This window comes from [Brevibacterium] flavum (assembly GCF_019317305.1).
Lineage (GTDB): Bacteria > Actinomycetota > Actinomycetes > Mycobacteriales > Mycobacteriaceae > Corynebacterium > Corynebacterium glutamicum.
Map to the genome: position 1 here is coordinate 535,783 of NZ_CP079240.1, position 24,503 is coordinate 560,285.

General features: G+C 53.9%; 26 protein-coding genes and 1 tRNA gene. 12 read left to right on the forward strand and 15 right to left on the reverse strand.

The window, feature by feature from the left end:
- Positions 1 to 71: 71 nt before the first annotated feature.
- Complete coding sequence (locus KW808_RS02555; protein WP_003860475.1) at positions 72 to 1,634, reverse strand: aldehyde dehydrogenase (NADP(+)); 1,563 nt, start codon at positions 1,632 to 1,634, stop codon at positions 72 to 74.
- Positions 1,631 to 2,581: a 5-dehydro-4-deoxyglucarate dehydratase gene (locus KW808_RS02560; RefSeq protein ID WP_003860476.1), complete on the reverse strand. Its 951-nt coding sequence runs from the start codon at positions 2,579 to 2,581 to the stop codon at positions 1,631 to 1,633. The genes KW808_RS02555 and KW808_RS02560 overlap by 4 nt, the downstream gene beginning before the upstream one ends.
- 239 nt (positions 2,582 to 2,820) lie before the next feature.
- Between KW808_RS02560 and KW808_RS02565 the strand changes: the two genes are divergently transcribed.
- Together KW808_RS02565 and KW808_RS02570 are read left to right on the forward strand one after the other, a co-directional pair.
- Positions 2,821 to 3,048: a hypothetical protein gene (locus KW808_RS02565; protein WP_144290610.1), complete on the forward strand. Its 228-nt coding sequence runs from the start codon at positions 2,821 to 2,823 to the stop codon at positions 3,046 to 3,048.
- A gap of 14 nt (positions 3,049 to 3,062) precedes the next feature.
- On the forward strand, positions 3,063 to 3,410 hold the full coding sequence (locus KW808_RS02570) for a hypothetical protein (protein ID WP_003860478.1): 348 nt from the start codon (positions 3,063 to 3,065) through the stop codon (positions 3,408 to 3,410).
- Positions 3,411 to 3,472: 62 nt separating this feature from the next.
- Here the strand turns inward: KW808_RS02570 and KW808_RS02575 are convergent, their stop codons facing one another.
- The gene (locus KW808_RS02575) at positions 3,473 to 4,438 is read right to left on the reverse strand and encodes an Abi family protein (protein ID WP_003860479.1); all 966 of its coding nucleotides are present in this window, start codon (positions 4,436 to 4,438) and stop codon (positions 3,473 to 3,475) included.
- A gap of 289 nt (positions 4,439 to 4,727) precedes the next feature.
- On the opposite strand from KW808_RS02575, the gene KW808_RS02580 reads away from it, so the two are divergent.
- A complete protein-coding gene (locus tag KW808_RS02580; protein ID WP_003860480.1) occupies positions 4,728 to 4,970 on the forward strand; it encodes a phage minor capsid protein in 243 nt (80 codons plus the stop codon).
- 376 nt (positions 4,971 to 5,346) lie between these two features.
- Here the strand turns inward: KW808_RS02580 and KW808_RS02585 are convergent, their stop codons facing one another.
- From KW808_RS02585 to KW808_RS02635, 11 genes are all read right to left on the reverse strand, one after another.
- The gene (locus KW808_RS02585; protein WP_003860482.1) at positions 5,347 to 5,724 is read right to left on the reverse strand and encodes a hypothetical protein; all 378 of its coding nucleotides are present in this window, start codon (positions 5,722 to 5,724) and stop codon (positions 5,347 to 5,349) included.
- Between the two features lie 205 nt (positions 5,725 to 5,929).
- Positions 5,930 to 6,817 carry a LysR family transcriptional regulator gene (locus tag KW808_RS02590; RefSeq protein WP_003860483.1) on the reverse strand — a complete coding sequence of 296 codons (888 nt, stop codon included), beginning with the start codon at positions 6,815 to 6,817 and terminating at the stop codon, positions 5,930 to 5,932.
- 12 nt (positions 6,818 to 6,829) lie between these two features.
- Positions 6,830 to 7,147 carry a DUF3349 domain-containing protein gene (locus KW808_RS02595; RefSeq protein ID WP_003860484.1) on the reverse strand — a complete coding sequence of 106 codons (318 nt, stop codon included), beginning with the start codon at positions 7,145 to 7,147 and terminating at the stop codon, positions 6,830 to 6,832.
- Between the two features lie 145 nt (positions 7,148 to 7,292).
- Positions 7,293 to 8,045 carry an amidohydrolase family protein gene (locus tag KW808_RS02600; protein WP_003860485.1) on the reverse strand — a complete coding sequence of 251 codons (753 nt, stop codon included), beginning with the start codon at positions 8,043 to 8,045 and terminating at the stop codon, positions 7,293 to 7,295.
- 3 nt (positions 8,046 to 8,048) lie between these two features.
- Positions 8,049 to 8,468: a thioesterase family protein gene (locus KW808_RS02605; protein ID WP_003860488.1), complete on the reverse strand. Its 420-nt coding sequence runs from the start codon at positions 8,466 to 8,468 to the stop codon at positions 8,049 to 8,051.
- A 23-nt stretch (positions 8,469 to 8,491) separates the two neighbouring features.
- On the reverse strand, positions 8,492 to 8,839 hold the full coding sequence (locus KW808_RS02610) for a hypothetical protein (RefSeq protein ID WP_170844352.1): 348 nt from the start codon (positions 8,837 to 8,839) through the stop codon (positions 8,492 to 8,494).
- A 132-nt stretch (positions 8,840 to 8,971) separates the two neighbouring features.
- Positions 8,972 to 9,235 (reverse strand): hypothetical protein, encoded by a 264-nt coding sequence (locus tag KW808_RS02615; protein WP_003860492.1) that lies wholly within the window; start codon positions 9,233 to 9,235, stop codon positions 8,972 to 8,974.
- Positions 9,235 to 10,512, reverse strand: coding sequence for an inorganic phosphate transporter (locus KW808_RS02620; protein WP_034983909.1), 1,278 nt, complete (start codon positions 10,510 to 10,512; stop codon positions 9,235 to 9,237). The genes KW808_RS02615 and KW808_RS02620 overlap by 1 nt, the downstream gene beginning before the upstream one ends.
- Positions 10,513 to 11,318: 806 nt before the next feature.
- Entirely contained in the window at positions 11,319 to 12,353 is a 1,035-nt protein-coding gene (locus KW808_RS02625) for an IS630 family transposase (RefSeq protein ID WP_499652545.1), read from the reverse strand.
- A gap of 747 nt (positions 12,354 to 13,100) precedes the next feature.
- Positions 13,101 to 14,060, reverse strand: coding sequence for a 1,4-dihydroxy-2-naphthoyl-CoA synthase (locus tag KW808_RS02630; protein WP_003860502.1), 960 nt, complete (start codon positions 14,058 to 14,060; stop codon positions 13,101 to 13,103).
- An 11-nt stretch (positions 14,061 to 14,071) separates the two neighbouring features.
- Positions 14,072 to 14,353: a 4a-hydroxytetrahydrobiopterin dehydratase gene (locus KW808_RS02635; RefSeq protein ID WP_003860504.1), complete on the reverse strand. Its 282-nt coding sequence runs from the start codon at positions 14,351 to 14,353 to the stop codon at positions 14,072 to 14,074.
- Between the two features lie 28 nt (positions 14,354 to 14,381).
- Between KW808_RS02635 and KW808_RS02640 the strand changes: the two genes are divergently transcribed.
- The 7 genes from KW808_RS02640 to KW808_RS02670 all read left to right on the forward strand — a co-directional run bounded on the left by KW808_RS02640 (position 14,382) and on the right by KW808_RS02670 (position 21,656).
- Entirely contained in the window at positions 14,382 to 14,987 is a 606-nt protein-coding gene (locus tag KW808_RS02640; protein WP_170844356.1) for a peptidase E, read from the forward strand.
- Between the two features lie 11 nt (positions 14,988 to 14,998).
- The gene (locus KW808_RS02645; protein WP_003860508.1) at positions 14,999 to 16,015 is read left to right on the forward strand and encodes an o-succinylbenzoate synthase; all 1,017 of its coding nucleotides are present in this window, start codon (positions 14,999 to 15,001) and stop codon (positions 16,013 to 16,015) included.
- Positions 16,016 to 16,025: 10 nt separating this feature from the next.
- Positions 16,026 to 17,657, forward strand: a complete 1,632-nt coding sequence (gene menD / locus KW808_RS02650) for a 2-succinyl-5-enolpyruvyl-6-hydroxy-3-cyclohexene-1-carboxylic-acid synthase (protein ID WP_003860510.1) — start codon at positions 16,026 to 16,028, stop codon at positions 17,655 to 17,657.
- A complete protein-coding gene (locus KW808_RS02655; RefSeq protein ID WP_003860512.1) occupies positions 17,658 to 18,101 on the forward strand; it encodes a DUF3592 domain-containing protein in 444 nt (147 codons plus the stop codon). It begins immediately after the preceding gene.
- Between the two features lie 123 nt (positions 18,102 to 18,224).
- Positions 18,225 to 19,448 carry a glycosyltransferase family 4 protein gene (locus tag KW808_RS02660; RefSeq protein WP_003860513.1) on the forward strand — a complete coding sequence of 408 codons (1,224 nt, stop codon included), beginning with the start codon at positions 18,225 to 18,227 and terminating at the stop codon, positions 19,446 to 19,448.
- Between the two features lie 57 nt (positions 19,449 to 19,505).
- Positions 19,506 to 20,939 (forward strand): D-serine/D-alanine/glycine transporter, encoded by a 1,434-nt coding sequence (gene cycA, locus KW808_RS02665; RefSeq protein ID WP_230582012.1) that lies wholly within the window; start codon positions 19,506 to 19,508, stop codon positions 20,937 to 20,939.
- A 24-nt stretch (positions 20,940 to 20,963) separates the two neighbouring features.
- Positions 20,964 to 21,656, forward strand: coding sequence for a demethylmenaquinone methyltransferase (locus tag KW808_RS02670; protein ID WP_003854177.1), 693 nt, complete (start codon positions 20,964 to 20,966; stop codon positions 21,654 to 21,656).
- On the opposite strand, the gene KW808_RS02675 is transcribed toward KW808_RS02670, so the two are convergent.
- Entirely contained in the window at positions 21,640 to 22,914 is a 1,275-nt protein-coding gene (locus KW808_RS02675) for a geranylgeranyl reductase family protein (protein ID WP_034983543.1), read from the reverse strand. The genes KW808_RS02670 and KW808_RS02675 overlap by 17 nt on opposite strands.
- A gap of 144 nt (positions 22,915 to 23,058) precedes the next feature.
- Here KW808_RS02675 and KW808_RS02680 point away from each other — a divergent pair, with 144 nt between their 5' ends.
- The gene (locus KW808_RS02680) at positions 23,059 to 24,111 is read left to right on the forward strand and encodes a polyprenyl synthetase family protein (protein ID WP_003860519.1); all 1,053 of its coding nucleotides are present in this window, start codon (positions 23,059 to 23,061) and stop codon (positions 24,109 to 24,111) included.
- Positions 24,112 to 24,196: 85 nt separating this feature from the next.
- Positions 24,197 to 24,279, forward strand: a tRNA-Tyr gene (locus tag KW808_RS02685).
- The last annotated feature ends 224 nt before the right edge of the window (positions 24,280 to 24,503 follow it).

Sequence of the window (24,503 nt, forward strand, 5' to 3'; positions counted from 1 at the left end):
AGAATGAATTGGTTTCCGTGTCAACTATTGGGGTTTCGTCGGAGCTTTCTGGCAAATGTAAAGACCAGCTATTAACTATCTATTTCCCGAGGTACAGCCCATTTATTCGCCTCAGAAACTGGATCTGGAAGCAGCTCAGCCGGGAAAGTTTGATAAGAAACCGGGCGCATAAATCTCTCGATTGCCAGGGTTCCAACACTTGTCGACTGCGCATTTGAGGTCGCCGGATAAGGGCCTCCATGGATAACCGTGTGCCCAACCTCCACACCTGTTGGCCATCCGCCATAAAGAACGCGGCCCGCGAGATTCTCCAAGAGGGGGATAATTTCCGAGACTTCCTGGAAATCATCCTGGGATGCGTGAATCGTGGCAGTTAATTGTCCCTCGAGTGAATTGGCTACTTGGTGAAGTTGATCCGGGGAATCATAACGCACCACCAGGGATGCTGCGCCGAAGATTTCCTCCTGCAACACCGCATTATTTAACAAAGCCTGCACATCGCTTTCAAACACCACCGGGCCCGGCGCGTTCTCGCCATCTCCGGGGGTGCCTTGGGCGAGGATTTTTACGCTTGGTTGTGCTGCAAGGTTGTCCACTCCGCGCTGCCACGCCTGGGCAATGCCTTGCGTGAGCATGGTTTGTCCCGTGGTTTCTTTAAATTTGGCTGCTACGAGCGCCACAAAAGCATCACCAGCAACACCGCGCGGGATGAAAACGAGGCCAGGCTTGGTGCACAATTGCCCAGAGCTGCCTGTGACAGAAGCGGTAAACGCCTCAGCCAAGGAACTCGATGCATCCAAATCCGCCAGCGCGCCGGGGAAGACGAACACAGGGTTGGTGGCACTCATTTCTGCAAAGACTGGAACGGGAACTGGGCGGCTAAACGCAGTCTGTGACAGTGCCAAACCACCCTGGCGTGAACCGGTAAAACCGATTGCCGTGATATTCGGATCCGCAGCCAGCTCCTGGCCAATTTCCACGCCACGGCCGTAGACAAGGTTAAACACACCAGCATCAAACTCATGCTTTTCGACGGCTCCCCGCACCGCTTGCCCGACGAGCTCAGCGGTTCCAGGGTGCGCATTATACGCCTTAAAAACTACGGGGCAGCCTGCAGCCAACGCTGATGCTGTATCGCCACCTGCAGTAGAGAAAGCGAGGGGGAAGTTGCTTGCCCCGAATACCGCGACTGGTCCCAGAGGGACCTGACGCTGGCGAAGATCAATCCGCGGTCCTCGTTCAATGCGCACTCGGTGGAACTTTCCGGTTCTCACAGTTTCTGCAAACAGGCGGAGCTGGTTGCTGGTGCGGGCTACTTCGCCTGTGAGTCGGGTAGTTCCCAAACCTGTCTCCAGGCTCGCGCGCTGCACAATCTCGCCGGATAGCGCATCGATGTTGTCAGCGATGGAATCCAGGAAATCTGCTCTAACCTCTGGGGTAGTGAGTCGGTAGCTTTCAAAAGCTCGCTTCGCTGATGCTGTCGCGGCACGTAGCTGTGCGCTGTTTGCTAAAGAGTAGGAAGGGTTCAGGCTCGCATTGGTGCACGGATCGAATCCTGTAATCTCACCATTTTTTCCAGCGACCCACTCGCCATCAATCAGTGAACACCCATGCAGTGCGGTTGCGGTAATCATGCTTTCACCTCAACTGGAAGGCGGTAAGAACCTGCGCCAGAGGTGGCGAGCAAGTCGGAGAGATCTGCAATGTCTTGTTCGGAGAGGTTACGCAGTGGTGGGCGAACGCCGCCAGCGTTGCGGCCAACAGCCTTGAGTCCACCCTTAACAATGGAGACACCGTAGCCTTGTGCGCGATCGCGGATATCTAAGTAGGGGAGAACGAAATCGCTCAGCTTCTGCTTTACTGCTGCGCTGTCCTGCGCACGAACATCGGCGTAGAAGCTCAGTGCGAAATCTGGAATGAAGTTGAACATCGCAGAGGAGTAGGTGCTCATGCCCATCTGAAGCAGTGGTAGTGCAAAGGTCTCAGCGGTGGGAAGTCCACCGAGGTAGAACAGTCGGTCTCCGCATAGCGTGGTGATCTTTGCTAGGTGCTCGATGTTTCCGGTGCCATCTTTGAATCCGATGAAGTTGGGGTAGCGCTCAGATAGTCGGGCAATAACCTCAGGGGAGTAGATGGCGTTTGCGCGGTTGTACACGATGACACCAAGGGAGGTGGATTCACAGACTGCGGCTGCGTGATTGTACAAGCCTTCTGCATCGCATTCGGTGAGATAGGGAGGAAGCAGGAGAACACCTTCCGCGCCGGCGGCCTCTGCGCCCTGTGCGTTGGCGATGGCAGATTTGGTTGAACCAGTAGCCGATCCCAGCACCGGAACCTCCGGGCTGGACGCCTGAACTGCAAGTTGAGTAACACGGTGGTTTTCCTCAACGGTAAGGCTGAATCCTTCGCCAGTACCGCCAGCTGCGAAGAGACCGGCGACTGGGTAGCTGGACTGCCATTCAATGTGCTCGACATAAGCAGCTTCATCTACTTCGAGGTCATCTTGGAAAGCGGTGGCCGGGAAAGAGAGCAGTCCATCCTTGAGGTGGTCTGCGAGATCTTGTGGTGAAAAGCGTGCCATGAGGGCTCCTTGGGTGAAAGTTTTTTTAAGACACTTTGGAGTCTAAGAGGAGCCAGTGATACCCGTCCAAGATTAGTTTGGCATGCTGAAATGCTTAAAAGGTATCGTCAATGTTCCTGATGAACATCGATAATGTGATACAGGTGGATCATAAACCACCAGGTCAAGGCAAATATCAGCCCACAACCCGCAACCCGGAAGAACCAACTTCCCCCCGATTTCCCCCAAACTCACTATTAATGATCCGCAAAGCACGAGTCGTATCCTCCGGCAAAAAGTGCGCATACACCCTCATCAACACCTCCGGAGTATGCCCCATAAGCATCGCCGTAGCACTTGGCGACAGCCCCCGAGCGTACGTCAGCGCGCTAGGGTATTTAGCCACAGCTGGGCTAGCTATGTGGGGGTTCGGTAGAGGTCGTGACCCGCATGTCATTGTCACCATCGGCAAGTCTGGGGGGAGCTGATACCCGAAACCGTAGTGACATTTCTCGGTGCGGTTCTAGTCGCTGCGATCACCGGCGCAGTCATCTGGGGCACAACGAAGCTCACCGCCACAGGCCAGAAAAACACCGCCGAAGTTGAATCACGCGGCCCCGAGTGGGAGAAGTTCTTCGACACGGTGAAAGACTGGACCGGGAAAGAACTGGAATCCCGCGATAAAGACATTGAACGATTGACTGAGCGGGTGGAATCCCTGCGATCAAAAGTGGATTCACTGCAGGGAAAATGCCGTGCCGCTTTGCGATATGCGCGGGCGTGGCGACTGCTTCACCCCGAGTCCGTCAAAGAAGTTGATGTGCCTGCTGAGATTGTCGAAGATATTTAATTTGCCCCCACCTGGCCGTGTGCTGGGTGGGGGCATTTTTGTGTTTAAAGGCGAAATATTCTTTAAGAAAGAGGCGTGAATTTCAAAAAAGGCGGTTGGATAATTCCAAGAGCGAGTAACGGGCGGAGTTCTAAGAATAGATCCAACTGCTCTAAATACTTCTCACGGCAATCTGTTGGCAATAGTTTTGAGAGGCTTGCCAGCGCCACAAAATGAGCTTGTTTGTACGTGGTTCGTAGCTCAAAATGCTTGTAGCGGCGGTCCAAATCTTTTGCAAAACCAGGATTCATAGGGATTGGGCGCATCCATATCCGTTGGTGATGGAATATCAGGTTGCGAGTGATCCCGAAACACTGAACGGATTTATTAAAAGAATTCTTGCCGATGTCGAGCTCCGCTGCTACTAAGTCTCCAACGGGTTTTTCCCCACATGGTTGACAGCCACAGGACAATAAGAATTTACCCAAAGTGCCTATGCTGAAGCTGTCTATCACAGACCATAACGGCAGTTCCTGGACTAATGACAACCAAGTGCCTCGGTTCTCGGATATACACCACTCAGGAACTTCAAATCCAGCCTGGCGCGCTCGTTCGTCTATGTGATCTTGAACGTAGGGCTCACCGTGTCGTTGTATATCTTTGAGCATTGTGAGCTGAAGATGTTTCTTAGGTTGAGCCCAAGACTCCATGTCCAAGTAGCCTTCGCCATGCAGTTGCTGCCCGCAGTAGTACTTGACCGTCAGCGCTCGTAGATGAGTTTCGGCACGCCTTATCCATGGGGCTAAAAAAGCTGCGAGCTCGTCTTCTGAGTTCACGAGTGATTGAATCTCGGTTAGATTTTTTGGCCCCTCCCAATGGGACTCATTAATGAGATTTCGGTAGTGCCGTGCGTACCCCATTAGAAAGTGAAAATTCACTGATTCTAGCCAGTCACGCTGGGAATCATTACATGGGCCTTCTTCGATCATTCCATGATCGACAAGAAAAGCCTCACGTTCATCAGGTTGTAAATAGGGGACAGTAGACATTAATTACACCTAAAAAGAAAAGGGCCCCCATGAGGCGCATCGTTGAGAGGCGTTGGGGGTGCTGTTGGCTTCTACGATATATCTAATTTTGCCTGATGTGTCAGTAGCTCGAACGTCACTTTCACTTGTCGTCTGAAGTTTCGATGTTTCTGCACCATAAACGGTGTTTATGAATTATCCCCCCCTCTACCCCCCGGGGGTGAGGTTTTCGCTGAGAAGGCTGGCTTCAAACGGGGGCTGGACACGTACGCGGAGATGGCGACGCGTTCTGTCACGAATCGTGCGTTGCGTGCTGGCCATTCCGCCACCCAAGCCAGATCCAGGTCATGAGGGCTACCAGGCCACACAGAAGCAGCGCTACCTAGAACGCCAGATCAGGGCGTCGAAACGGATGGAAGCTGCAGCCATCGACCCTAGAGACATTGACACCGCAAAACAGCGCATACGGGCATACCAGGCAAAACTACGCGACCACATCAAACAGCACGACCTGCCAAGGCGCAGACACCGAGAACAGATTAAAATGCGCTAAAGAAGTTAACATCATGCTGCCACCGCCCAAGCGGGAAACATTGCGATTGGGGTTGGGGCGGGTCCGTTAGGGGGTCGGTTTGCCCAAACTCTTTTTTGCCCGGTACTCGTTAATGTCAATGATTTTTTCGTCCATTACGCTGCGACCTCCTTGGTGGAGGAAACTAGGCGACTGATTGCGGATGCTCCCCTTGGGGTGATTTTTAGTGTGTGCATGACTTCACCGCGAAATCGTGGGGCTTCGTGGGCGTCCACCGGCTGGGGAGGTATTCCCCGAAATTGGGGAAAAGTCCTGACCTGCAACAAAAAGGTGCAACAAATTGTTGTGGGGCATTCTTGAACATTTCAAAAACCCCAACCCGCACATTTTTAGATTTCTATTTTGTGTACATAGGGTTCGGAACAAAGCTTAAACCATCCCCAATTGAAATGTCGTTACACACCCACATGTTTGAAGTGGAGCAAACCGAAAACCAGTTTTCCCCAACGGCAGCCGCCCCCCACGTTGAACCTTCGAAATAGTAGGCAACACCATCAAGCGGATCTTCATCAAGCGAAATAGTGATTGACTCTTCACCGTTCCGCTTACAAACTGCGTTAGTGTCGCTATTTTCCACCCACTTGTCACACTCGTACCCGTTTTCATTTAGCCATTTTTCGGCATGTCCTATTTTCTCGAACCGGGCAGGAGCGTCAGGGCTTCCGCAGCCCGCTAGTAGTAGTCCGGCTGCAATGATGCTTAATGTTTTTTTCATGAATTAAACATAGTACTTTGCTGGTAAAAATATTGGAGAACCCCACTGGCCTACATGGTCAGTGGGGGCATTTTTGCGTTTCACCCCTCAAAAATCATCACCACACTTGCGGGATTTCCCCCTGATTTCCCCCACTCCCACACCATTCCCAGTGGACAGTGTGGACGTATTGGACACATTAAACACATTGCGACCAGGTAAAACGTCATGACCAGGTATCGTCAATGTTCTTGATGAATTTCCGCACCGCAGGATTATCATTCGAGGTGGAATAAATAGCCTGCAGCTCCGCTAAACCAACAGGTAGATCATAAAAATGGCGATACTCAACACCGCTGTAATTGAGTTTTTTCGCGGACTCCGGAACCAGCGCAACACCCAGTCCAGAGGCCACCAAACTAACCATCGTGGTGATCTGGCTCAGCGTATGTTGCACCTGCGCATCATTGATCGTGAAGTTTCTAACAACGATGTCGTAGAGGTACTTCGCCTTGGTGGGAGAGTGCTGCAGAAAAGGAACCCCAGTCAGATGCTTCCGCAACAGTGGTCGATCCTGATCAAGAAGTGGGTGCCCCTTCGGAGCTGCAAGAACCAAGGAATCAGCCTGGAGACGTCGAGTTTGAAGACCCTCAACTGGCGAGCTCAATCGGCCAATGCCAAGATCCAACAGCCCAGACTTCAAGGCGGCGATCTGCTCGGTGGAGACCATCTCAAAAAGATCGACACTGACCCCCGGCATCTTCTCATGCAACTGATTCAACGTCGGGCCCAGAATGGAAAAACCCGCTGCAGCGGTGTATCCAATATTGAGCTGTCCCCACATGCCAGAGCTAGCCAATCGTGCGCGCTCAGCCGCCTTCTCGGTGGAATTGAGAATGAGGCGAGCATCCTTCAAAAATGCGAAACCCGCAGTGGTCAGTTCCACCTTGCGGTTGTCACGATCAAGCAGGGTTGCACCGACGATCTTCTCCAGCTTTTGAATCTGACGACTCAACGGCGGCTGCGTCATGGATAGCTCTGCAGCAGCTTTTCCGAAATGAAGATGATTGGCGACGGCGACAAAACACCGCAACTGTTCAAGAGTGAACAACAAAACTCCAATTAATTAATTGCGGGTGGGGAAGCCCTCAGCCTGCAGCTTTTTCTGAATTCGATCGATGTCTTCATCCTCAGGTGGCTGACTGTGAACATGCGTGATCAGCTTGCCGATTTTTTCACGCGTAATGGGATTATCGTGCAGCCCATTGTTCTCACCTTCCGCGATGAGAAGCTCTGCGAGCTCGTTGAGATCTTCTTCAGTAAGCTCCCGCTCCAAAACGTAAAACAGAGCGAAAGTATCGTGCCGCGGAACACCGGTTGGATAACCTTGGCGGAGCCAATTGAGCGCTCGGCGAGCAAAGTTTGGGCTGTCGTTGTGGCTCATGATTTAAGTTTAGGCCTGTGGGAAAAGAAAATCATTGAATTTCACTATTGATTAATCCGTGGGCTTTGGGGTTACTACAACTCACGACATAACAATGTCCCTCCCGCTTAACTTAAAAGCGGGAGAGACATTTCGGGTCTTAAAACTACTGGTCTCCGAGGTAGAACGCTGCAGCGTTGTTCCAGAAGACGTTGTCGACATGATCTTCGCCAACCGTTTCAGCGATCAAATCTAGGTCAGCGTCTTCGAAAGGTCGCTTAGCGCGGGTGGATGGAAGATCAGTTCCGATCATCAAAGCAGTGGGATCGACAGCCATGATTGCCTGGATGACTTCAGTTGGATCTAGTTCTACCCGTCCGAATCCGGTTGCTTTGACTTTAATGCCATTTTCTACCAAGCGAAGAAGTGCGGGAAGTCCATTGCGGTGGAGCCCTAAGTGATCAATGCTGACAGCAGGGAGGGAGGCCAAGGTTGATTCCAACTCGTCTAGTTCGCGAGCATCCACATAGAGTTCGGTGTGCCAACCGGCTAGGTCGTGGACTCGGCGTGCCAAGGTCTCGAGATCGTCAAGACCTGCCGAACCACCGCGCTTCAAGTTTAAACGCATAGCCTTCACGCCAGCTTTGTCCAGATCAAGAATCTCCTGATCAGAGGTATCTGCGGGGATCTGAGTGACACCGACATAGCCTGGGCCAAGCACTGCGAGAGCATCTTTGAGGTAGCCCTGGTCGAAAGCCTGGAAAGAACCGGAAACAATCGCTCCGCCAGCAACTTCGAGGCCTTCAACACGCGCAGTGTAATCCTCCACGGTGAAAGGCTCGGGGAGGTAGCCGTTGTTTTCGATCAGTGGGTGCTGGGGATCGATGATATGGAAATGGGAATCAAACAACTTGGCCATGATTTAGTTTTCCTTAGGTGCTTCAGGCAGACGGGAGACAAACTTCTCACGGTTAACCACACCGCGCTGGTGGGTGCCGGTGCTGATAGTGGCGAACTCATCAGCTGCAGTGATGTTGAAGGTAACTGCACGACGGTTGATCTCTGTCACCTCAACATCGATGGTGACCGTGGATCCAGGAACCGTTGGAGCTGTGTGGGAGAAGTTCACATGAGTGCCCAGCGAGATTTCACCGTCGTCCAAATGGGGACGCAGAAGTTCCATGCAGGCCCACTCGATGATGCCGACCATATATCCAGTGGCCAGGACATCTGGCATGGTTTCAAATTCTGCTGCTTCGGGAAGCAGATGCGGAACTGTGCGGTTTGCTGGCACTATGTAGGTCATTTGGTGGGTTAAACCGGTGGTTAGTGTCTCTTTCATGAGGACTCTCCTGAAGCGTTGCGTCAGATGTTAATAATTTCTGTTGCTGCTTGTTTTGCGTCCACGATGCCAGTGATCTCGCCGGTGGTGATGGCACGGACGCTGGCGCCGTCGATAAGCAATGAAAAGAATGACCCGCACTTTGCTGGGTTCGCCAGGCCATCTTGAGCGGAATGCTCGGTGAGCGTGTGGCGAATCCAGGTATTCGGTGATGTCCCATTTTCTGGTATCACTACGGCGTTAAAGAACTGCGGCGACCAGGCCGGATTCAGCCACGACCCGGTCGACTTAGATCGTGCAGAGTCCTTCGGCGTAGAACAGCCGAGTGGCTTCGGAGAGGTTTTTCTCTCCGCTTGTCGAGTACACGCCATCACCATAACTTACAGGTCAGTAAAGCATCTTGCTTTTGGAAAAACTTCTCATATAGGTCTCTGGAATGACAAAAACCAGGCCCCTTTGAAGAGACCTGGTTTGGAGAAAGTTGTTATTCGCAGCTGGTGCTTTTAGCCTTCAGTGCCGAAAATGTCGAAACCAGAGTACTGGTAGATCGTTGCTTTGGTGACCCAGAGAATGCCAGCGATGATAGCAACCGCAATGATGGCAAAGCAGATGGTTGAAGCAATTTTTCCAAGAGCGTTAGTGCCGTTGGAAGAAGGGCTGTGAGCAAAGCGGATTCCTAATGCAAAAAGGGCTGGAAGGCCTGCGCCGAGCAAAATGCCCACGAGGGTGACCTCAAAGATGCTTCCGAAAATAGTAGCGAAGTTCATTACTTGGTTACCTCATTCTCGTTGTTGAGATCTTGAACGGCATGAGCGGCTGGAGCGGCAGGAGCTTCTGCAATCTCAGAAGCAGTCGGGGCGGAAGGTGTTGCAGGTTCCACGCTGTTTGATTCTTCATTCCAGTCAGCGTTGACGTTGCTTGGATCAACAGGCACGCGACGGGAACGGGCGTAAATGTAGCCAGACAGAAGGACCAGAATGGCGAATGCAACGAGGACTCCGAGGAGGTCTGAGCTGATAAGACCAATTCCGTGAGCTACCCACCAGCAGAAAACGCCAACGATCGCGGAGGCAGGGAGGGTGATAACCCAGGCCATTGCCATGCGTCCTGCGACGGACCAACGAACCTTCGCACCTTTACGTCCAATGCCGGTACCCATGATGGAGCCAGTAGCAACGTGAGTGGTGGACAGTGCCATACCGAAGTGGGAAGAAGTCAAAATGATTGCTGCAGAAGAAGTTTCTGCTGCCATGCCCTGAGGGGAATCAATCTCAACCAAGCCTTTGCCCAGTGTGCGGATAACGCGCCAACCACCCAAGTAGGTACCGATTGCGATTGCCAATGCACATGAAGCCTTGACCCAGAATGGGATGTCAGCGTCAGTTCCCAGGTGACCGGTGGCAACCAGGGAAAGGAAGATAACGCCCATGGTCTTCTGGGCATCGTTGGTGCCGTGTGCCAGGGAAACCAGGGAAGCGGAGCCGATCTGACCCCAGCGGAAGTAACGGTTCTTCTCGTTGTCTCCAACTGCCTTTGTGATGCTGTACACGGCGAAAGTGCCGATGGCGGCCACGAGACCTGCAACAACTGGTGCAGCCAATGCTGGGATGATCATCTTGGACAAGACACCTTCCCACACCACTCCGCCGAAACCGAGTGAAGCAATTGCGGCGCCAATGAGGCCACCGAAAAGTGCGTGAGAGGAGCTGGAAGGAATGCCTAGCAGCCAGGTCAGAAGGTTCCAGACGATGGCGCCAATGAGGCCGGCGAAGACGACAAGCAGGAGCTGGTGGGAATCCCAGGCATTGCTTAGGTCGAATTGGTCGAGGTCAACAACGCCTTTGGCAACAGTTGTCGCAACTTCTACAGAGAGGAATGCGCCAACAAGGTTCAGTGAGGCGGATAGTGCCACGGCGACTTTAGGTTTTAGAGCGCCTGTGGCAATGGATGTGGCCATCGCATTGCCGGTGTCGTGGAATCCGTTTGTGAAATCGAAGGCGAGCGCCGTCACGATAACAATCAATAAAATAATCAGCTCGGTCACGATTGGGAAGTATGCCCTAAAAAGCGTAGAAACCAAACGTCGATTTTGGATTTTCTGACGGTAAATGCCCAGGATAGAGTTCGAATTCCCCATGATTGGGGTGACCATTTGTATTGGGGCTATAGCTATTATTGGTTTGCACCAACTAGCAACATGGGGTTTTAGGTCAGTTTCGAGACCAAATTCGTTAAATTACTTAAGAAAGTAAAAACCTTAAATCAAGGAACCAACAAGATGAACAGTGAGTGAATTCTTTTGATCTTGCTGATATTAACGAGTTTCGGGGGTGGAAAGTTCCTGAATTTCAGAAACTACATGTGCGTACTTTTGGAGTGCCGAAGTTTTCCCCTCACCGTGTGTCAATGGAGATGAGCTGAGTGTGACAAGGGAGTTTGTTGCTGGCAATTAAGATTCTCATCCTGATTTCAGCTAAAGCTTCACGGAAAGTGTTTTTAACTTCATTTACGGTGTGCACAGATCAGCTTTTGAAGGCGAATGGTAGTTGGTATAGCACCAATGGCGATTCCGCATTCATATGGATAACTCGATGTGCGAATAAAGGATTTGAGGCGGTGTATCTGTAAGGAGGATCGTGATAGCATGTAGGCATTGCCTCCTGTTACGACAGTGAAGGAAGAAGACCCTAGGATCCCAGCCGGACGACTGGACCTAGGGTCTTCGCTTTGTTTTATTCTCATAGTGATTCCGGGGTTAATGAATTGAGAACAACTCTGTCTTGCAATTGTTTCCAGTAGAGATCATTTCCAAGATATAGCTCTCCCAAATCAAAAGCTTCACTCACAAGCTCAGATCCGGTAGGCAAAAGCCGATGAACCAATAAACGTCTCAAACCCAATACAGGTGTCTTCGAACACCAATCTCTGGCGGTTACTGATCGCTGCTTTCGCCTCATTCCACACCTTCTCAATCGGATTATGATCCGGGGCATACGGTGGCAACCACACCAGGTGCACGTTGGCCAACGCATTGCCCTCCCCAAGATGCTCGCGGAGTTTCTTCGACCTATGCCACCTCGCGTTATCCCACACCACGGTGATCTTTTTCCCTGGATGCCTGCCCACTAAGGTGGTGAGTGCCTCGATGATGGTTTCAGTGTTTTGCCACTCCAACCGCAATAGATCCACCTCACCGGTGGTCTGGGATAAAAACCCAATATAGGACTGGGCCTGACGCACACGATCCACACTTAAGGTGGTGGGCTGGCCTATGTGTACCCAAGCTTTGCGTACTTCTGCTTCATGTTCGATGCGGACTTCATCAGCAGCAAAAACCACCTGGCCTGGATCATTAAGTGCTTCTGCGATCTCGTCACGGATCTGGGACATCCGGGCGTTGATTTCTGCGTCACTGCCGCGGCGTTTATCGAAGACCTGGGGATATTTAAAGCTTAGGCCCGCGTGGCGAAGTAACAGGTGGTAGGTGGTGTCAGAGTCGTAGATGACATCAAACTGGCTGGTTATCCAGTCTTTTAAGTGTGGCACGGTCCAGAACTGGGCGGGGATATCCTGTGCAGAGGGCGGTGTGGATAACACTGTGGCTATCTCATGGCGTTGTGTGAGGGTGAGTTTGGATGCATTCGTGTTGGCTGCGTGGCCGGTGTAGAGGCTGGCCATTCTGATGCGTTGGTAGTCTTTCGCCCACGTTGTCACGGTCGAGGGTCGGCGGTCTAAAAAGTCTGCGATGAAGTTAATGTCGATGTTGCCGTTGAGCAGTAGGAGTGCTTCTGCCTTGTGTTGGACGAGGCTGAATCGGGAGCGTTTGTAGCTTTTGAGGATGGTGATTTCCTCGCCCGTGAGTGCGGTGGTCAAGGTTGCGGCCATAGTTCAAAAGTCAACAACCCAGGTGACATGGATCAGCGTTCAAACACGCTTATCAGGGAGCTTTTGTTTTGGGGGAGCTATAGTTAGAGTTAATTGCTCCTAAGAAAATATCTGGAATCCAGAGTAAAGGTTCATCTCCGCCCCCGGATGTGTACTATACGAATCTTTGAGGCTTGTCCACGCCCTTGTAGTGCGACGATATGTTCGATGTCCTTTTTATTTTGAGCCACTTGTCGACTTTCCAGGACGACCTATTGGACTCCCATGTTGGATAGCTCAAAATACATATTTTCGAGGCATTTCCTTCGGTAGCGTTCTGTCTTTTTACTTATCTCGCTGCGATGAGTAACTACAGCTTGCATGGAATCAAGGGCGGATAATGTCTTGACTATCGTTCTGCGACGACTCTCACGCTCGTCTGTCCAATGCAGCTTAATCTGACCTGGAAGGCGTAACGGTAAGAGTTCAGTGCGTATCGCGTCCGAGTTGACAGAATCAATAATGGCCGCGCACACCATGTAATCTTGGCGGTTTTGGGATCGCATGGCTGATGATTCGTCTATATAGGCAACTAGCTGGGATTTCACCTGTTAAAGCGTAACCTATTCTGGATTTTCTTCCGGCGGCCTCGTTGTAAAAAAAGAAAGCAAGCCTCCCCCTCTCAAAGTGAGGCGGAGGCTGGGCATGAAAAACAATTAAGACAGCCGAGCTCGTACCCGGTAAGTGTTTTAGGAACCCATGAACTCACTAGTAGTAGTAAGGGAATTCATTCCAGTTGGGTTCGCGCTTTTCTAGGAATGCTTCCTTACCCTCTACGGCTTCATCCGTCATGTAGGCCAGGCGGGTGGCTTCGCCGGCGAAGACTTGTTGTCCCATGAGGCCATCGTCGGTGAGATTGAAGGCGAATTTCAGCATGCGTTGCGCGGTGGGGGATTTGGTGTTGATTTCGCGGGCTGCTTGGATGGCTTCTTTTTCTAGGTCGCCGTGGTCGGCCACGATGTTGACTGCGCCCATTTGTTGCATGCGTTCGGCGTCGTAGGTGCGTCCGAGGAAGAAGATTTCGCGGGCGTTTTTCTGTCCGACCATTTTCGCTAGGTAGGCGGAGCCGTAGCCAGCGTCGAAGGATCCCACGTCAGCGTCGGTTTGCTTGAAGCGTGCTTCTTGGCGGGAAGCGATGGTGAGGTCGCAAACGACATGGAGGGAGTGTCCACCGCCGGCTGCCCAGCCGTTGACTACTGCGATGACAACTTTGGGCATGGTGCGGATGAGGCGTTGGACTTCCAAAATGTGGAGGCGTCCGCCTTCAACTTTGGTGCGGGCAATATCTACCGTGGAGACATCAGCGGTGGCATCGTCGCGCGCGTGTTCGGTGGCGTATTGGTAGCCGGAGCGGCCGCGGATGCGTTGGTCGCCGCCGGAGCAGAACGCCCAGCCGCCGTCTTTTTCGCTGGGGCCGTTGCCGGTGAGCAGGATGGTTCCAACATCTGGGGTGCGGCGCGCGTGGTCGAGGGCTTGGTAAAGCTCATCGACGGTGTGGGGGCGGAAAGCATTGCGAACTTCGGGGCGGTCGAAGGCGATGCGCACGATGCCATCGGCGCGGGTGGTGCCCACGTGGCGGTGGTAGGTGATGTCGGTGAATTCTTCAAAACCTGGAACGGTGGCCCATTGGGTGGGATCAAAAGGGTTGTCGGTGCTGTAGTTGCTCATAATCTTTAACCTTAAGCCTCTGCCGAAATGTTCAAGGTCTTGGCGTGGGCGTCGATGACTTTTGCTAGGGCGACATCACGGTCGGTTATCTCACCCACATCGTGGCTGGTGAGGGTGATGTCCACAAAACCATAGGTGAGAAGGATATCGGGGTGGTGGTTGGCTTCTTCTGCGGAGTCGGCAATGAGGTTGACAAATTTCATGCCAGTGGAGAATTTTCCGGTGTTGAAATGTGCGGTGAGCTTGGCGTTGGCGGAGGACCAGTGTGGGGAGACGTCGAAAAGCGAATTCATGGCCCCATATTGCCTTAAAATGGCGCACATGCGCTTACTGCTGATCTCCTTTGGCCATGATCATATTCGGGATTTTGTGCGCGGTACCGTGGCGTATATCCCTGATGCGACCAGGCTTTTTGCTGGTAGTCCCGAGGCCGCTCCTTTTATGGAGACGGAGCGAAATATGCTGCGCGAGCACGGCTTGAGCATTCGTGAGCTGCCGATTTCCACGTCGACTCCGGAGGAAGTGGATCGGGTGCTTGGTGAGGTTGATGGGGTGTATGTGGCGGGCGGTGAGACTTTTGATCTGATGTGGCTGCTGCGTTCCACAGGCAATGATGAGGTGTTGATTAAGCATGTTCGCGCTGGTCTGCCGTATATTGGAACGAGCGCCGGCGCGGTAATTGCAGGTCCTTCGATTGAACCGATCAGCCTTTTGGATAGCCCCGATGTCGCGCCGAATTTAAGCGACTATTCAGGTCTAGGCCTGTGCGAGCATGTCGTGGTGCCCCATGCTGGTGGCACGATCCCGCAATTTCCCATCGACGTGTTTGCGGAAACCGTGCGCACCTACGGCGCCGAATTCCCGCTGGTCCTGCTTAAAGATGGACAGGCACTGCTTATCGACGACCACGGCGTCCACCTAATTTAGGATGGTTCCCCATGAGCACCCCAACTGTTGATGAGATTCTAGAGCGCGCCCACGTGGTGTCGCTGCCGATGCGTGTGAAGTTTCGTGGCGTCACCACCAGGGAGGCTTTGCTGATTGAAGGCCCTGCTGGTTGGGGAGAGTTCGCGCCCTTCCTTGAGTATGACCCGCAAGAATCGGCCAGTTGGCTAAAGTCCGGCATTGAAGCAGCGTGGGAGGGTTTTCCGGCGCCGTTGCGTGATCGCGTGGAAGTCAATGCCACCATCCCAGCTGTTCCGACCGATCAAGTGGCAGAAGTTTTGGACCGTTTCCCAGGCTGTCGCACCATCAAAGTAAAGGTCGCGGAACCAGGCCAGACCTTGGCTGATGACATCGCGCGAGTTGCCGCTGTCCGTGAGGCACGCCCCGGCGCGATCATCCGTGTTGATGCCAATTGTGGGTGGAGTGTGGAGCAGGCGGTGGAGGCGGCTCAGGCGTTGGCGCCGTTGGATTATTTAGAGCAGCCGTGTGCCACCGTGGAGGAACTGGCGGAAGTGCGCATGACGGTGCAGCGGCGCGGACTTTTTGTGCGCGTTGCAGCGGATGAATCGATCAGAAAATCTGATGATCCTTATCGGGTGGCGGATCTGCGTGCTGCGGATGTGGCTGTGGTGAAGGTTGCTCCTTTGGGTGGTGTGAAAAGAGTGCTTGAGGTGGCGCAACATTTGCGGTCGCGCACGATGGACATCACTGTAGCAAGTGCGTTGGACACGGTTGTGGGGATGAATGCTGGGTTGGCTGCGGTGGCGGCGTTGCCGAAGTTGGATGATGACGATCTCATTGATGTGCCACCAGCGGCGGCGGGTCTTGCGACTTCGCAGTTGTTCCTAGAGGATGTCGCGACCCCGCACGCAATCACTGATGGGTTCATGGAAACGCGTGTAATTGCCCCGGAAATGGATCGTTTGGAAACGCTTGCTGCCAGCAAAGATAGGCGTGATTGGTGGTTTGCGCGCGTGCGTGAATCGTATCCGTACCTGGAGACAATCTAGACTGTTGTGCATGTCCAGCACGCCAGCTCAAGATCTTGCCCGCGCCGTTATTGATTCCCTCGCACCACACGTCACTGACGTGGTGTTATGCCCAGGATCCAGGAACTCACCGTTGTCGCTTGAGTTGCTGGCGCGGCAGGATTTGCGTGTCCATGTGCGTATCGACGAGCGCAGCGCCTCATTTTTGGCGCTGTCCCTAGCGCGTACCCAGGCCCGGCCGGTGGCTGTGGTGATGACCTCCGGCACGGCTGTGGCTAACTGCCTGCCTGCTGTTGCTGAAGCTGCGCATGCCCATATCCCGTTGATTGTGCTCTCTGCTGACCGTCCTGCACATTTGGTGGGAACGGGGGCGAGCCAAACGATTAACCAGACCGGTATTTTTGGTGATCTTGCACCGACGGTCGGTATCACTGAGCTGGATCAGGTAGCGCAGATTGCTGAAAGCCTTGCTCAGGGGGCTTCCCAGATTCCGCGTCATTTCAATCTTGCACTTGATGTTCCTTTGGTTGCTCCTGAACTGCCAGAGCTTCATGGTGAGGCAGTTGGAGCATCATGGACGCATCGCTGGATCAACCACGGTGAGGTGACCGTGGACCTGGGGGAGCACACCCTCGTGATTGCCGGTGATGAAGCATGGGAAGTGGAAGGGCTGGAAGATGTGCCCACCATCGCTGAACCTACTGCACCAAAGCCTTATAATCCGGTGCACCCACTGGCTGCTGAAATCTTGCTGAAGGAGCAGGTCTCCGCGGAAGGCTATGTGGTAAACACCAGGCCTGATCATGTGATCGTGGTGGGACACCCCACGCTGCACCGCGGAGTGTTGAAGTTGATGTCAGATCCTGACATTAAATTAACTGTGCTTTCACGCACCGATATCATCACTGATCCCGGCCGCCATGCCGATCAGGTGGGCAGCACAGTGAAGGTCACCGGCACCCAGGAAAAGCAGTGGTTAAAGATCTGTTCGGCAGCATCAGAACTTGCGGCCGATGGTGTGCGTGACGTCCTGGACAACCAAGAATTCGGTTTCACCGGCCTCCATGTTGCCGCAGCCGTGGCGGATACCTTAGGCACCGGCGATACCCTCTTTGCTGCAGCATCCAACCCAATCCGTGACCTCTCCCTGGTGGGTATGCCTTTTGATGGCGTGGATACCTTCTCCCCACGAGGTGTCGCAGGCATTGATGGTTCTGTTGCTCAAGCAATCGGCACTTCACTTGCTGTGCAGTCCCGCCACCCCGATGAAATCCGCGCGCCACGCACTGTGGCCCTTCTGGGCGATCTGTCGTTCCTTCACGATATTGGCGGACTGCTCATCGGCCCTGATGAACCACGCCCAGAAAACCTCACCATCGTGGTCTCCAACGACAACGGTGGCGGAATCTTCGAGCTCCTAGAAACCGGCGCAGATGGTCTCCGCCCCAACTTCGAGCGTGCTTTCGGCACCCCACACGACGCGTCCATCGCGGATCTCTGCGCAGGCTACGGCATTGAACACCAAGTGGTAGACAACCTCCAAGACCTCATCATCGCGCTAGTTGATACCACCGAAGTATCCGGATTCACCATTATTGAAGCTTCGACCGTCCGAGATACCCGCCGTGCACAACAGCAAGCTCTCATGGACACGGTGCACTAAATGGAGTGGTACCAAGTGCGCCGACGGGCCCGACAACTGCTCATTGTCCTTTTTATAGCAGCGATGCTCGGAGCAGCCTCCATGGTGATCGGGCCATTCCTTAACGACCGCACCATCGAAGGCAACTCCGGGCGCGCCTTGGCACAAGTAACCAACGTCGGCAGCTACCGCACAACGGTGGATTTCCAAGATGAAAACGGCATCTATCACTCACCAGCCACCGGCCTGTTGTACCCCACGGGACTGGGCGAGGGGCAACGCGTGTGGGTGAACTACGCCAAATCAGATCCAGACCTGGTCAAAGTAGAAGGCCGCAAGTGGACACTGTCCATCATCCCAGCGCTTAGTGTCGCAGCTGTCGCCACCGCCATCTGGTCAGTACTATGGCTGGGAATGGGCAGATTCGGAAGACGATCCGACGACGCCAACGAAACCACAGTGTAAAGCTCTATGCCGGGAGCATTCACCAGGATGTAACCGAAAAGATCTCAACACTTAAATAAAGTTCTCGATAAAGCCATGTTCGGTTAACTGCGATGTAGGCATGATGTGGAGATAATAAGGCCCATGCGGGTAGCAATTGTTGCAGAGTCGTTCCTTCCAAACGTCAACGGAGTCACCAACTCGGTGCTCCGGGTGTTGGAGCATTTGAAAGCCAACGGACACGACGCGCTCGTCATCGCGCCGGGTGCCCGGGATTTTGAAGAAGAAATCGGCAACTACCTGGGCTTTGAAATTGTGCGCGTCCCCACCGTTCGGGTCCCACTGATTGATTCACTGCCCATCGGTATTCCTCTGCCCTCAGTTACCTCTGTGCTGCGCGAGTACAACCCAGACATCATCCACCTGGCATCCCCATTTGTGCTCGGTGGAGCGGCAGCATTCGCAGCAAGGCAGCTGCGCATCCCAGCAATTGCTATCTATCAAACTGATGTCGCAGGGTTCTCCCAGCGCTACCACCTGGCACCGTTGGCCACTGCAAGCTGGGAATGGATCAAGACGGTCCACAACATGTGCCAGCGCACCCTTGCTCCCTCATCCATGAGCATTGACGAGCTGCGTGACCACGGAATTAATGATATTTTCCACTGGGCTCGTGGCGTGGACTCCAAGCGTTTCCACCCTGGAAAGCGTTCCGTAGCGCTACGTAAGTCTTGGGATCCAAGTGGAGCAAAGAAGATCGTTGGTTTCGTTGGGCGCCTTGCATCCGAAAAGGGCGTGGAGCGCCTTGCTGGATTATCCGGACGCTCAGACATCCAATTGGTCATCGTCGGTGATGGCCCAGAGGCCAAGTACCTGCAGGAAATGATGCCGGATGCGATCTTCACAGGAGCTCTCGGCGGCGAGGAACTAGCCACCACCTACGCATCACTCGATCTGTTTGTGCACCCAGGTGAGTTTGAAACCTTCTGCCAGGCGATCCAGGAAGCCCAAGCATCAGGTGTGCCCACCATTGGCCCACGCGCAGGTGGTCCCATTGATTTGATCAACGAAGGCGTCAACGGCCTGCTTCTTGATGTTGTAGATTTCAAGGAAACCCTCCCCGCTGCAGCCGAATGGATTTTGGACGATTCCCGCCACTCCGAAATGTGCGCAGCTGCTTGGGAAGGTGTGAAAGACAAGACCTGGGAAGCTTTGTGCACCCAGCTTCTCCAGCACTACGCGGATGTAATCGCTTTGTCACAGCGCATCCCACTGACATTCTTTGGCCCTAGCGCTGAAGTAGCAAAGCTTCCACTGTGGGTTGCTCGCGCGCTGGGTGTTCGCACCCGCATCAGCATCGAGGCTTAACTCTGCAGAATTAATCCATGGGAGTAGGATTAGCGCCCATTAACGCTTCACATCCTTATATTCCCAAGGAGCACGACCATTTCTGATTCAGCAGTCCAGGAGAATCACGAACCGCACCTCAAGCGCGGTTTGAGCAATAGACACCTTCAGCTCATCGCCATCGGCGGAGCGATCGGTACGGGTCTGTTCATGGGGTCCGGCAAGACGATCTCCGTTGCGGGGCCATCAGTAATTTTGGTGTACGCCATTATTGGTTTCATGCTTTTCTTCGTCATGCGTGCCATGGGAGAGCTGCTGCTCGCCAATTTGAATTACAAATCTTTGCGCGATGCGGTCTCTGATATTTTGGGTCCTGGCGCAGGTTTTGTCACCGGCTGGACATATTGGTTCTGCTGGATTGCCACAGGCATGGCGGACATCGTGGCGATCACTGGATACACCCAATACTGGTGGCCTGAGATCCCATTGTGGCTTCCAGGTGTGCTCACCATTGCGTTGCTGTTTGCCCTGAACTTGGCTGCGGTACGACTGTTCGGTGAGATGGAGTTTTGGTTCGCCATCATCAAAATCGTGGCTATCGTGTCCTTGATCGTCGTGGGACTTTTCATGGTGGTCACAGCCTTTGAATCACCTAATGGCACCACCGCGCAGTTCAACAACCTCATTGAGCATGGCGGATTTTTCCCCAACGGCATTACCGGTTTCTTGGCTGGTTTTCAGATCGCTATCTTTGCGTTCGTCGGGATTGAACTTGCCGGCACTGCAGCTGCAGAGACTGAGAATCCCACCAAGACGCTTCCTCGGGCAATCAACTCCATTCCCATCCGCATCGTGGTGTTCTATGTTTTGGCGTTGGCTGTCATCATGATGGTCACCCCATGGGATCAGGTCAGTGCTGACAACAGCCCATTCGTGCAGATGTTCGCGCTGGCAGGAATCCCAGCGGCGGCAGGCATCATTAACTTTGTGGTCATCACTTCTGCAGCATCGTCTGCCAACAGTGGTATTTTCTCCACCTCCCGCATGTTGTATGGATTGTCTTTGGAAGGCGCAGCTCCGAAACGGTGGAGCCGGTTGTCCAAGAACTTGGTGCCAGCCAGGGGATTGACTTTTTCTGTGATTTGCCTCATTCCAGCGGTGGGTTTGCTGTACGCTGGCGGCACTGTCATCGAGGCATTCACACTGATCACCACGGTTTCTTCGGTGTTGTTCATGGTGGTGTGGTCCTACATTTTGGTGGCTTATATCGTCTACCGCCGCAACAGCCCGGAATTACACAAAAAGTCGATTTTCAAAATGCCTGGCGGCGTGGTCATGGCAGTTGTGGTGTTGGTGTTCTTCGCAGCGATGTTGGTGGTGCTGTCCCTGGAGCCGGATACCCGTGCAGCGCTCATCGCGACGCCAGTGTGGTTCATCATTTTGGGTATCGGTTGGTTGTCCATAGGTGGAGCTAAGGGCGCTAAGCGTCGCAGCCAAATAACCTCCCACTAAAGCTCCTGGGTTAGACTCGAACGCGTGGCTAAAGCAGATTTAGACAAGGACCCCTTCGACGTAGCGTCAATGTTCGATGACGTCGGAAAGAACTACGATCTCACCAATACCGTGCTTTCTTTTGGTCAGGACCGTGTGTGGCGAAAGCGCACTAGGCAGCGCCTGGACCTCAAGCCAGGGGAGAAGGTGCTTGATCTAGCTGCAGGAACAGCCGTTTCCACCGTGGAGTTGGCAAAATCCGGCGCGTTTTGTGTGGCGTGTGATTTCTCCCAGGGCATGCTCGCCGCAGGTAAAGACCGCGATGTGTCCAAGGTTGTGGGCGATGGCATGCAGTTGCCGTTTGCAGACAACAGCTTTGATGCTGTGACCATTTCTTATGGTCTGCGCAATATTCACGATTTCCGCGCTGGCCTGAAAGAAATGGCCCGCGTGACTAAACCTGGTGGGCGCCTCACCGTGGCGGAGTTCTCCACCCCCGTGATCCCTGTGTTCGGCACCGTGTACAAGGAGTACCTCATGCGCCTGCTGCCCCAGGTGGCGCGCGCAGTATCGTCCAACCCGGAGGCCTACATTTACCTGGCTGATTCCATCCGCGCATGGCCTAGCCAGGCGGAACTAGCACGGGAGATCAACCAGAATGGTTGGTCAGATTGCGGTTGGCAGAACCTGACCTTCGGCATCGTCGCGCTGCACTCGGCGATTAAACCAGAGAACTAGTCGAGTCCCACAGAGGGGAGCCCTTCCGCGCCCAACTAATCGCGGATCCGGCGACCTGCCAACCCTTGGCGAGCAGGTCTTTATCCTCCTCTGTGATCAGGTTGCCCATCAAACGCGCAGCCGCCGGCATGATGGCCTTTTGCAGCGGCCCGCGGAATGCGAGCGGCCCAGCCATCGGCAAAAACTGCGGGTACGTCAGCAGTCGAGCAGCCGTGCGCGCCAACATGAAGGTCTCGCCGTACGCGTCGCGCAACCTATGTGGCCATACCAAGGTCAAATCGCGCTTGGGGTTTTCCACAAGCGTGTCGACGGCCATCGCCGCGGTTTCCAGGCCATAGTCGATGCCTTCGCCGTTCAGCGGGTTCACACACGCGGCGGAATCGCCGATCAGCATCCAGTTCGCGCCAGCCACATTCGACACCGCGCCGCCCATAGGCAGCAGGGCAGAGGCGACGTCGTGCTCGGGCCCGAGTTGCCATGCTTTACGACGCTGACCCGCATAGAAGCTCAACAATTTCTTCGTATTGATCTTCGCTGGTCTCTTATCAGTCGAGAGCGCGCCACAACCCAAATTCACCGTGCCGTTGCCCAGCGGGAAAATCCACCCATATCCTGGCTGCACCACACCATCTTCATCGCGCAGTTCCACATGGGAGTGAATCCACGGTTCATCAGACAGCGGAGTTTCACAATAAGCACGAGCCGCAATGCCATACACCTCATCGCGATGCCACTGCCTACCCAGTTTCTTACCGAAAGGGGAGCGGACACCATCGGCAATAATCACATGCTTCGCCTTGACGGTTTTCTCTTGCCCTGCGTGATTAATCACAACGCCTTCCAAGAAATTCCCCCTCAAAATGGGGTCTTGGGCGCTCGCGTTCTCCCACGTGGTTACTTCCTCATGAGATTTTGCCAAGCGGAATAACAAATCATCGAACTCCATCCGCGACATCGCGGAACCCTTATTCGTGAAATATGTCTCCGGCCACGGCGCCTCAACAGAGCCGCCAAAACCATGCAGTTTCAAGCCCTTGTTGAAATAATCCCCGGTAACCTGATCAGCAACACCTAGAAGTTCTAGCTGGTGAATCGCACGGGGAGTAAGGCCATCGCCACACGTTTTATCCCGCGGGAAGGAGGAGGCGTCGATAAGCAATGTTTGAAGCCCAGCCCTGGCCGCATGGACGGCGGCGCTGGCGCCTGAGGGGCCCGCGCCGATGATCAACACATCAAAAGTTGTAGACACAAACCCCATTGTCTCAGTCCGGAGAGCAAGAAGACTAACCCAAGGTGCTTCAAGTGCCTTCCGTCGACTACGGTTAAACAAAAAGCTTTTTGTCCATTTCACTGGATTCACCGAAAGAATGAATCCACACTCGATCACCAAAGGTAGCGATGAATGAGTAGCGGCCGAACCGTTCCAACCCGTTCCCACGGGCTCGGAAAAGAAGGTGTATCCACCACAGGAGCATCTCAGGTCGAGTTTGGTGATCCCGAGCTAACGGCCAGGATCAATGACGCCATGGTGCAGGTAGAAGAACTCCTGCACACTGAACTATCGTCCGGGGAAGACTTCCTCGTCGATATCGTCATGCACCTAACACGAGCCGGCGGCAAACGATTCCGCCCCATGTTTGCACTGCTGGCCTCCGAGTTCGGTGAAAAACCACTCTCCGAAAACGTCATCAAAGCCGCCGTTGTCGTAGAGATCACCCACCTGGCCACCCTGTACCACGACGATGTCATGGACGAGGCATCCATGCGCCGCGGCGTCCCAAGTGCTAACGCACGATGGGACAACTCCGTAGCCATCCTCGCAGGCGACATCCTCCTAGCACATGCATCAGGTCTGATGAGTCTGCTGGGTACCGACACAGTCGCCCACTTCGCCGAAACATTCGGCGAACTAGTCACCGGCCAAATGCGCGAAACAGTCGGGCCACGCGACACCGACCCGATCGAGCACTACACCAACGTAATCCGTGAAAAAACTGGTGTCCTCATCGCCTCCGCAGGCTATTTGGGAGCCATGCACGCAGGCGCCGCACCAGAACACATCGACGCTCTGAAGAACTTCGGCGCAGCCGTAGGCATGATCTTCCAAATCGTCGACGACATCATCGACATCTTCTCGGAAACCCACGAATCCGGAAAAACGCCCGGCACCGACCTCCGCGAAGGTGTATTCACCCTCCCAGTGCTCTACGCACTCCGTGAAGACACCCCCGTCGGCGCAGAACTCCGCGACATCCTCACCGGCCCTCTAGAAGACGACGAGACCGTCAACCACGTCCTCGAGCTCCTCTCCCAATCCGGCGGACGTCAAGCAGCCCTCGACGAGGTCTACCGCTACATGGACATCGCCAACGCAGAACTCGACCGCCTCCCAGACAGCACCGTCAAGGAAGCCCTCCGCAACCTTGCAACCTTCACAGTCAAGCGCGTCGGATAACCCCTTAATCCACCACTTAACCTGCCGATTTGCATAACAGGCGGGGTCTCATAGTAAAGTATGAGGCGCACCAAACGAGGTGCCCGCCAGATTGCCCGAGCGGCCAATGGGAGCGGACTGTAAATCCGTCGGCTTGCGCCTACGTAGGTTCGAATCCTACATCTGGCACAATCACCCGCTGCACTTTCTTAGGAAAGTGCAGCGGGTTTTTGCATGCGTGGACTTTTTGAGGATCTTTCTGGGATCCTCAGAGGAGTAGCGGCGGCGTTGGCTCCGTAAGTTCGATTTCACGGTAGCGGTTTCTCAACTACGGTTTCGCGGGCTCAATTTCTTAAGAGCGATTTCACTCGGTTTTTGGTGGTTTTGCGAATGGTCTCGAAGGTAAGAAATTG